Annotated in this window: 3 tRNA genes and 2 rRNA genes; all 5 read left to right on the top strand. The window is 42.8% G+C overall.

Going from position 1 to position 757, the window contains the following annotated elements:
- Positions 1 to 81: ribosomal RNA gene (locus ACTJJ9_RS26365) — 23S ribosomal RNA — on the top strand; the annotation flags it as partial.
- A 178-nt stretch (positions 82 to 259) separates the two neighbouring features.
- Positions 260 to 375: ribosomal RNA gene (gene rrf / locus ACTJJ9_RS26360) — 5S ribosomal RNA — on the top strand.
- A gap of 62 nt (positions 376 to 437) precedes the next feature.
- Positions 438 to 513 (top strand) — tRNA-Val (locus ACTJJ9_RS26355).
- A gap of 27 nt (positions 514 to 540) precedes the next feature.
- Positions 541 to 616 (top strand) — tRNA-Thr (locus ACTJJ9_RS26350).
- A gap of 29 nt (positions 617 to 645) precedes the next feature.
- Positions 646 to 721, top strand: a tRNA-Lys gene (locus ACTJJ9_RS26345).
- Positions 722 to 757 lie beyond the last annotated feature (36 nt).

The following is a 757-nucleotide window of genomic DNA, read 5'->3' as shown; positions in this document are numbered from 1 at the left end:
ATGATCAGGTTGATAGGTCTGAGGTGGAAGCGTGGTGACACGTGGAGCTGACAGATACTAATCGTTCGAGGACTTAACCTAAATAGAAAAGCAGAAGAAGCCAGTATGGCTTCTGGAGCAAGACAAAGAAGAGCGTTAAACTTAGTGAATGAATATAATATCGTTATCTAGTTTTGAAGGAATATAAAATAATCCTTGATTTTTTGTGAAAACATTATATAATGAATCTTGTCGTTTTAAATGACAAATTCAAAACATATCTGGTGACGATGGCGAAGAGGTCACACCCGTTCCCATGCCGAACACGGAAGTTAAGCTCTTCAGCGCCGATGGTAGTTGGGGGTTTCCCCCTGTGAGAGTAGGACGTTGCCAGGTTAAATTTTGAAGGATGGTTATATGGTCTGCAACATTAAGTTGTAATCCATCATCCTTATTATGGAGGATTAGCTCAGCTGGGAGAGCATCTGCCTTACAAGCAGAGGGTCGGCGGTTCGATCCCGTCATCCTCCACCATTATTCTTTAAAATAAATAGTATTTAAGCCGGTGTAGCTCAATTGGTAGAGCAACTGACTTGTAATCAGTAGGTTGGGGGTTCAAGTCCTCTCGCCGGCACCACTTAGAATAAAGTTACTCATTTATAAAATGAGCCATTAGCTCAGTTGGTAGAGCATCTGACTTTTAATCAGAGGGTCGAAGGTTCGAGTCCTTCATGGCTCACCATTTACACACCTTGCGGGTGTGGCGGAATTGGCAGAC

Source organism: Metabacillus sp. 22489, from assembly GCF_052044855.1.
GTDB classification, from domain to species: Bacteria; Bacillota; Bacilli; order Bacillales; family Bacillaceae; genus Metabacillus; species Metabacillus niabensis.
This window is presented reverse-complemented; position numbering and strand designations above follow the sequence as displayed.